General features: G+C 42.6%; 6 protein-coding genes and 1 pseudogene. 4 read left to right on the top strand and 3 right to left on the bottom strand.

Translation table 11 applies throughout. The annotated features are described in order from the left end of the window. Nucleotides 1–55: 55 nt before the first annotated feature. The 3 genes and pseudogenes from AC4II3_RS29410 to AC4II3_RS29420 all read right to left on the bottom strand — a co-directional run. Nucleotides 56–400, bottom strand: a pseudogene (locus tag AC4II3_RS29410) (caspase family protein); the annotation flags it as partial. Between the two features lie 75 nt (nt 401–475). Then, nucleotides 476–736 carry a hypothetical protein gene (locus tag AC4II3_RS29415; RefSeq protein WP_488029259.1) on the bottom strand — a complete coding sequence of 87 codons (261 nt, stop codon included), beginning with the start codon at nt 734–736 and terminating at the stop codon, nt 476–478. Nucleotides 737–1,000: 264 nt separating this feature from the next. Continuing rightward, nucleotides 1,001–4,570, bottom strand: coding sequence for a WD40 repeat domain-containing protein (locus AC4II3_RS29420; protein ID WP_488013807.1), 3,570 nt, complete (start codon nt 4,568–4,570; stop codon nt 1,001–1,003). A gap of 470 nt (nt 4,571–5,040) precedes the next feature. On the opposite strand from AC4II3_RS29420, the gene AC4II3_RS29425 reads away from it, so the two are divergent. The 4 genes from AC4II3_RS29425 to AC4II3_RS29440 all read left to right on the top strand — a co-directional run bounded on the left by AC4II3_RS29425 (nt 5,041) and on the right by AC4II3_RS29440 (nt 7,797). After that, complete coding sequence (locus tag AC4II3_RS29425; protein WP_488013789.1) at nt 5,041–5,205, top strand: hypothetical protein; 165 nt, start codon at nt 5,041–5,043, stop codon at nt 5,203–5,205. A 126-nt stretch (nt 5,206–5,331) separates the two neighbouring features. Further along, the gene (locus tag AC4II3_RS29430; RefSeq protein ID WP_488013791.1) at nt 5,332–6,099 is read left to right on the top strand and encodes a helix-turn-helix transcriptional regulator; all 768 of its coding nucleotides are present in this window, start codon (nt 5,332–5,334) and stop codon (nt 6,097–6,099) included. Beyond that, on the top strand, nt 6,068–6,826 hold the full coding sequence (locus tag AC4II3_RS29435; RefSeq protein ID WP_488013793.1) for an RNA polymerase sigma factor: 759 nt from the start codon (nt 6,068–6,070) through the stop codon (nt 6,824–6,826). The genes AC4II3_RS29430 and AC4II3_RS29435 overlap by 32 nt, the downstream gene beginning before the upstream one ends. After that, nucleotides 6,796–7,797 (top strand): tetratricopeptide repeat protein, encoded by a 1,002-nt coding sequence (locus AC4II3_RS29440; RefSeq protein ID WP_488013795.1) that lies wholly within the window; start codon nt 6,796–6,798, stop codon nt 7,795–7,797. The genes AC4II3_RS29435 and AC4II3_RS29440 overlap by 31 nt, the downstream gene beginning before the upstream one ends. Nucleotides 7,798–8,236 lie beyond the last annotated feature (439 nt).

Consider the following 8,236-nt stretch of genomic DNA (forward strand, 5'->3'; position numbering starts at 1 on the left):
CGGGCTAGAGAACAAGCCCTGTCTATGTTACAAGCTTCGTTGTCCCCCTGCTAGCAGTGCGACTGTCATAACATACTAATGTTTCATCTAATCGGTCTGGCTCTATTGTCCAAAACTCTTGTGGGGCTTGCTCTTGAGAACCATGTCCTGCATAGTAAAATAAAGCAACATCTTCACTGCTAGCTTGACACAAATGCTCGCGGAAACCATCAATAACTGCCTGACGGGTAGCATCTTGATTCAAGAGTGTACGGATGTTTAGTTGATATCCATCTGTAGCAACCCGCCCTTGCAAATAGTCCTGTATTTCTAGGATGTCATTGACACAACCATTCAAAGAAGGAACAGGACTGGGGTATTCATCAATACCTACCAGCAGCGCATAGATATTATCGGTCATCCAATTCTCTTAATACTTGTCGAAGATTGCCCCTAGGCGAATTGGTCAATTATCACCACAGAATAAACTCATCGATTATAAACCTCTATCGGTTTTTCCTGGAGAACGCTCACGAGTAGTTGTATTAGATTCTGGTGCGGTAATTTCTTTAGTGTCTTGATTATCTGTTTCGATATTTTCATCACTCGCTCCAGCTTTTACTTCACTTTCTTCAGGAGTTGTTACTGTTTCCTGAGAGTCGGAGCGATCGTCCCCTAAGGGGTTAGTATCGCCAGATGTATTTTCTACTACTTGAACTTCATAATTTTGGTTAGGTTCTGTATTTTCTATAGCCACTTTTTTGCACCCCAATTGTATGATACAGGGCAAGGGCAAGACTCAATAAATTATTTTTAAAAAGAGTGATAAATAAGTACAATAGTACAGATAATCAAGGCTTACTCTGGCCATAACCCTTGATCTAAATCACATTTGGCTAGATCACACTTTTGCTTAATTTTTCTTGCGCTTACCAGGCTTTATTATAATAAGCTCTATTTCTACCATAGCATATTATGAACTTATTTGTCAAGGGTGCTAGAACCATTGCGGTGCCAGGCTTCACTCTTTCTCTACTGCACCTAAAGCTTTTAAGGTGTTTTTCTGAGGTTTGGTTAACCCAATGGCGTTTTTAATATTCATCCCTTCATAGGGTCGAGCAATTCTCAGGGTTTTTATACATTCACCGGTGTCAAGATTCCAAAGCTTAATGGTTTCATCTTCGCTGCTACTCACTAACACAGGACGATTAGGACTAAAGGCAATTGACCGGACTGCTTTGTGGTGTCCCTGAAATAGTTTGAGAACAGCACCTGTACTGATATCCCACAGTTGAACAGTCTGGTCATCACTGCCACTGGCTAAAGTCTTGCCATCTGGACTAAAGGCAATTGTTCTGACTCGAGATGTGTGACCGGATAAGGTTTGTAGACATTGCCCGGTCTCAACATCCCACAGTTTAATGGTCTGGTCTCCACTGGCACTCGCCAGCAGATTTCCACTGGGACTGAACACAACCGATAAAACCCAATCCCGGTGACCTGGCAATGTTTGTAGACAGGTTCCGGTACTGACATCCCACAGTTTGATAGTTTTGTCATGGCTACCACTGGCTAGGATTTTACCCCAGGGACTGAAACTAATGGTTTTGACTTGCTGAATATGCCCTTCTAAGGTGTGCAGACATTCTCCTGTATGCCAATCCCAAAGCTTTACCGTTTGGTCACGACTAGCACTGGCTAAAATTTCTCCCTCTGGACTGAAGCTGACCGAATGCACCCAACTATCGTGTCCCCACAGTGTTTGCAAACACTCTCCTGTATTTGCATCCCAAAGTTTGATAGTTGTGTCGTCACTGCTACTGGCCAGAATCTGATCGTCTTTGGCAGCAAAGGTAACGGATGAAACCAGATTAGTATGTCCTGGCAAGGTCTGTAGACATTGCCCCGTCTCAATATCCCACAATCTTACCCGTTGGTCTTCGCTGCTACTGGCCAACATTTGACCATCTGGACTAAAAGCAACGGATAAGATCCAATTACTATACCCATCCACTGTTCTTAAACATTGTCCGGTGTGGATATCCCATAACTTCATGGTTTGGTTTTCATTAACACTCAGCAAGCTTTGACCATCCGGATTAACAGCAACCAACCAAATCCGTGAAGGGTAGCTATTACCTAAAGGGGAATTGCTATACTTGTGCAACGTTTGGAGACATTTCCCGGTTTCCACGTCCCAGATTTTAACCGTTGTATCCTCACTACCGGTAACCAGTGTTTTACCATCTGGGCTGAAAGCCACTGACCACACATAACTGTTGTAGTCTGGTAAGGTTTTGATACACTCACCACTGGCTAAATCCCAAAATTTGACCGTTGTGCCATCACTTCCAGTTACCAATGTTTGTCCATCTGGGCTAAGGGCAATGGATAATATCCAATTGATCGGGATTTCTAGGACTTGCAGGCAAGAACCAGTGTTGACCTCCCAGACTCTCACCGTTTGGTCTTCAGCCCCAGTGACCAATGTTTGTCCATTGGGACTGAAGGTAGTAAAAAATACCGGATTGCTATGGCCTGACAAGGTTTTCAGACATTTTCCAGTGTGAACATTCCACAGCTTTACCGTTTGGTCATGGCTACCACTGGCTAACATTTCCCCGTCTGGACTAAACCCTAGGGATTGCACCCAACTCGTATGACCTCGCAGTGTTTTCAGACATTGCCCGGTGTGGACATTCCACAACCTGATGGTTTGGTCGTTACTACCACTAGCTAAAATGTCTCCCTCTGGACTAATAGCCAGGCATTGCACCCAAGCCTTGTGACCATTGTAGGTAATAATTTGTTTGATATTGGCAACGTCCCACAACCAAATCTCATTATCAACACTGGTTGCCAGGAGTTTCCCATCTGGGCTAAACGTGGCTGATAAAACTCCCCCTAAGGTGCGAGTCAAAGCTGACTTACTTAAATCGGCATTGGCGAAGTTGACTCCATGCAAATTCATGCCCTGTAGGTAAGCTTGCCAAACCGTTAAGTTAGAAAAATCATAGCCACTCAGGTCAAGATTAAGCTGCCAGAGTAAATTGAGAACATTCCCCCCGGCATATCCAGGTTTTCGAGGGGGAAAAGACTTCAGTTTTGATAAAATTTGATTCAAATAGTTTTGCACATTTTCTGGGAGACCAAGCAGGTTTAGGAGTTGATCGGTAATCGGTTTTATAATCAGCTGAATTTGGGCATTTCTCAGATAATCTTTGGCTTGGGCTTTGATTAAAGCGCAGCGCTCCAATAGGGCTATTTCTCCCGTTTGAATTTCTTGAAAAATCTGTTCAATTAAGCGATCGCTGACATACTCCATTACCACGGGTTGTTGAGTAAATTTACCCGAATTATTCTCAATCATTGACCGCAATTGTAGAGATTCTAATGTTTCTAATAAATGTTTGAAGGAAACCGCTGGAATACTGTCCCTTTGTAGCTCCTTAAATGAAACCCATTCTCGATTAATGGTCAGCCAGTACATCACCTGTTTTTCTAACGTTGACAAGCGATTAAACTGCTGGTCCAGTAAATCTGAAATATCACCAAAAACAATAGTGCCTTCTTCTAAAAACTGAGCCACATCCTCGTCAAACAACTCATAAATTGTCGTGGCCACAATCTTCAAGGCTAAAGGATTGCCAGCATAAAACTCCACCAGTGCTTGACATTCATTTTTTGAGACAGAAAAGCCTTTTTCGGCAAGAATTTTCTCCCCTTCTCCCTGGGTTAAGCCAGGTAACCTCAGGGAACGAATCGGAGCGTTTACACCTTCTTTATTCCTAATTTCTCTGGGTTTCTCCCGACTGGTCAACACCAGACAACTTTGATGGTTAGTCTCCCCCCAGCTTCTGAGCAGCTGCCCATAACCTTCATATCCTGGGCGATAGGCTCCTGCACGTTGGTCAGGGGATAGAATTGACTCTACATTATCTAAGATGAACAAACAACGCTCTGCCCGCAGATAGTCGATTAAACAGGAGATTTTACCATCTAAGTTTTCTGGTAAAATGGTTTCTTGCTGATCGGACAAAAACCCAATCAGGTCGGTCAAAAGCTCGTGAATGGGTGGCGCATTACGCAAACTTCGCCAAATCAGGTACTGGAATTCCGATTGTAGACCCTGGGCTAACTTGACAGACAAAGCTGTTTTACCAATTCCACCCATGCCAATTAAGGTAATCAGTCGGCAATGGTCATTAATAATCCATTGTTTGAGTGTGGCTAATTCTTCTTTACGCCCGTAGAAATTGGTAACATCAATTGCTTCTCCCAAGTCTTGGCGTTTGCTAGAGCTTCTGATCGGTGCGTTTTGATCTACAGTCTGGGATATTACATCATCTACAGCTTGGAATGGCAGGTCAACATCCAAATTGGCAATGGCTCTCCATTCCAGTGCCAATTTATGACAAATTTCTTCAAAAGTAATATAGTCAACGGGTTTACCAGTCAGGAAGTTGCTGACTGTGGCTAAGGCAAACCCCACATCTTCAGCCAAAGCCCTCTGGCTCGGAAAACCGTTACGCCTGACTGCCAGTTTAACTTTTTCAATGCACTCCTGACGGACTTTGAGCGACCTGGGCATGACTGATGGGATCATGAATTCCGGAATTATACCATTGACAAAGGAAAAGTCAGTCACAAGTCAGTCACAAGTCAGTCACAAGTCAGATCATCTCAGGCGGTAAGTCAGTATGCAGTCGGGGTTTGATAAATATATAGCAATTTAAGGCAAAAAGCAATAGGCAATAGGCATGCTAGCAATAGGCATGCTAGCAATAGTTCTTTAGGGTGCGTTAGGGCGTGTTTTCAAAGTTTGTCGCATGATTATGATCCCCCCCAGCCCCCCTTAAAAAAAGGGGGGAGCCATACTCAAAGTCCCCCGAGCGAGCAATCGCTCGGGGGATTTAGGGGGATCTCCGAGGCAAGAAGACACTCCCTAGGGGCCCTCACCCTAATTTTCAGCCTCAACGCCCGGGTTAGGTTGCTGCCCGTAACGCACCACTGAGTCAAACAACTGCTATATATTCTAGTAATTTTCTCCTAAATAAAACCATGAATGTGCTCTCTAAAAAACTATTAGCCAGAACCACATTATGGCTAGTGTTAGAAATTTTTCTCAACTTCCTTGGACTAGATAACCTAGCTGATTACAGCGAATTTATTTTTGATAATAATTTCAGCAGTGCCAGTGGAATGCTCAAAATCGAAATAATTTGAGCGCTAAATGGAAAACGTAAAACAACCCATTAGTTGATCGATGGCATTGGGAATAACCCTCAACTGACTGCTGACTGCTGACTGCTTACGAATAATCCAAGTAATTTATCATAATCAAGGTTCACCATGACTAATCAACAACTCTTGACCAAACCCATTGGTATTGATATTAACCAAGTTGCTGATTCAAGCAGTTATGAGCGTCATAAACCAGATAAAAAACTAGATTATGTCAAACACTATTTTAGTTTACCACAATCAATCAAAGTAGAAGCGACTAAACTCGAAAGCAGTAAGCCAGAGTTAGATTCAGAAGAAGGTTTGCCATTACTGCTCAAAGCAATTATTGAAGGCTTTGTTGATGGGGTGCTGATTATAACTACTAACCAAGAGTTGTTTCATGCCAATGAGTGTGGACGTCGAATGTGCTCTCAAATCTCTCAAGGTAAGTCACGGATAAACTCTATCCCTCAGCCAATTTGGCGAGTTTGCCAATCATTAATTGATAGTAGTGAGTGGTTTAGCGATCGCAAACTAATTATCGAAGCTGAAATTAACGTGAATAAGTCAGTTGAGTTTCGGGTTAGGGTGAGATGGTTAAGGTTAGAATTATCCCGAAAGCCTTATCTGTTAGTCACCCTAGAAGATCAACAGCAATCTACCAAAAATTCCGCTATCACTGATGTTATTAACTATCGGCTAAGTGAACGGGAGCAGGAAGTCTGGTTACTAAAAAAAGCCAACTTGACTTACGAAGAAATTGCCCAGAAGCTATATATCAGCATCAATACGGTTAAGAAGCACGTGAAAAAAATTTACGCTAAACAAAAACAACTGATGGGGTATCAACTCCCTAAAAAAAATGAAAACAGAACCAAAATTAGACGAGATTAATCTATTAAAACGTATATCTAAAGGCGATCGCACTGCCTTTTGGCAATTATGGCTGCTCAATCAAGACTATCTTTACGGTCGGTGCGTAACTTGGATGGGAGGCGATCGCACCAATGCTGAAGAAGCCTTAAGTCTGGCCAGAATCAAGGCATGGGAGAAACTACCACACCACGCGGAAAAAATTACTAATCCCAAAGCATGGCTAACTAAAATGACTCATAACCTGTGCGTGGATCTCCATCGAAAACGCCACAAAAGTGCAATCGGTATGGAGAGCATTGAAGAAATGGCAGTGGGAGAACACCAGACATTAGCCTCTAGTGAGTACTCTCCTGAGTCAGCTATTCTCCGTCGCGAGTTACGAATGTACATCCGCCGTGAAATAAAGGCTCTATCTCCCCAACTCCGAGAGCCTTTTGTGCTGTATTTTTACCAAGATATACCCTACCCAGACATTGCCAAAAAACTTGCTATCTCGGTAGATAACGTTTACAAACGGATTCAAAAGGGGCGAGCAATTATGGAAAAGCAGTTGAAGCGGTATCTATCAGGAATGGATGATTCTCCCCCTTTGTTAAAAGAGCTTGAAAAAGATGAGAGTTGTAATAATTTTCAAACTAAAAAATTAGTTATTTTATCTCAAGAGTCCAAGGTTGAACAAATTAATGATAAAATTAATTATCAGATAACAGCGATATGTATAGAAACACTACCCCCTGTTTGGTGACCTTATCCCAGTCTTCAAAAGTCCAGTTAAATGTACAACTGCTATTAGAGAAAAAAAACACCCGAAAACAGCAGAAGTTTAAAACCTTAACTAACTATGTGCAGCAGTATCCCTCTGGATGGAAAAAACGGTTGGAATTGGCTGATTTGCTCTATGAAAGTGGAAACTGGGAGCAGGCTGTTAAGGAGTATCACCAAGTTATTCAGCGGCAACCTCAATTAATTCAGGTAAGGTTGAAACTAGGCAAACTTTTACAGTTGATGGGAGAGGTGGCTAAGGCAATTGAGGTTTATGAGAGTGCTTTGCCATTATCCAGTAATGTTGCTACTGGGTATCATATCCGGGGTTTGATAGAAGTCTGTCGCCGTCAGCCAGAGAAAGCAGTAAAAGCCTTTGAGACAGCGGCATCTTCTGAGCCAGAAAATCCCTCTCACTGGCTGGCATTGGGGCGAGTTGAGATGGAACTGGATCATCCTCACGCTGCTTTGAAGGCTTTTGAGCAAATCTTGTTACTTCAGCCAAATGATATTGTTGCTTTGATTCACAGTTATGATGCACTCCTAATACTGGGTGATTTTCAGTCAGCAGAGTTGAAGTTAAGTCGAGCAGAAGAGTTAGCCCCTGGTGATTACTCAGTTTTAAAACGACGCTTGGCCTATCGTTGCCGGATGAAATTAGTATTGGGTAAAGAAGGGAAGCAGACTAAAAAGATAGTTAATGCTGTATTGAAACTGGCTCCCCACTCCGCTAATGCTCACCAGTTGCAGGCTGAGTATTATCGGTTGCGAGGAGACTCGGCAAAAAGCCTGGCTATATTGAAGCAGTTTACTGAGGAATACCCAAATAATCCTCATGGCTGGTGTTATTATGCCCGGTGTTTGTCTGACAGAGGTGAAAAGAAAAGGGCGGTTGAAGCTATTCAAAAAGCTGATCATCTATACCCGAATAATTGGCTAGTTTATGGAGCATGATGTAAGTTGTAGGGTGCGTTAATGAAATGTAACGCACCGTATTGATTCAAAAGCATTATGATTGGTTTATTATTATTGAACCTGATAGTGGGGAGTATTTTATCGATGAAGATGAAAAGGTAGCACTTTCCGAATCCCGTTCTCAACATCCAGGTAAAAAGTGTATTATTATGCAAATTAATGAAACGGGAACTTGTGGAACAATATGATCCAAGGTGAATTTAATAGGTTCGGGTAGTTATTTTTTGAAGTTGGCTTGATCTCTGCTGATGGGGAGATTTTTCCCATAATGGCACTGTTAGATACAGGGTTCACAGCTGATTTATCATAATACCAAAAACTGCTCGGATATCTTGACTACTGTTCCCTGTTCCCTGTTCCCTGTTCCCTGTCTTGATGCAGTCGCTCATGGGGGAAACCCCCAAGACCGCGCTGCATC

This window comes from Moorena sp. (assembly GCF_982860115.1).

Bases quoted from the DNA above. Each gene is read 5' to 3' on its own strand.
- AC4II3_RS29420 (WP_488013807.1), bottom strand. From the start codon at position 4,570: ATGCCCAGGTCGCTCAAAGTCCGTCAGGAGTGCATTGAAAAAGTTAAA.
- AC4II3_RS29425 (WP_488013789.1), top strand. From the start codon at position 5,041: ATGAATGTGCTCTCTAAAAAACTATTAGCCAGAACCACATTATGGCTA.
- AC4II3_RS29430 (WP_488013791.1), top strand. From the start codon at position 5,332: ATGACTAATCAACAACTCTTGACCAAACCCATTGGTATTGATATTAAC.
- AC4II3_RS29435 (WP_488013793.1), top strand. From the start codon at position 6,068: ATGAAAACAGAACCAAAATTAGACGAGATTAATCTATTAAAACGTATA.
- AC4II3_RS29440 (WP_488013795.1), top strand. From the start codon at position 6,796: ATGTATAGAAACACTACCCCCTGTTTGGTGACCTTATCCCAGTCTTCA.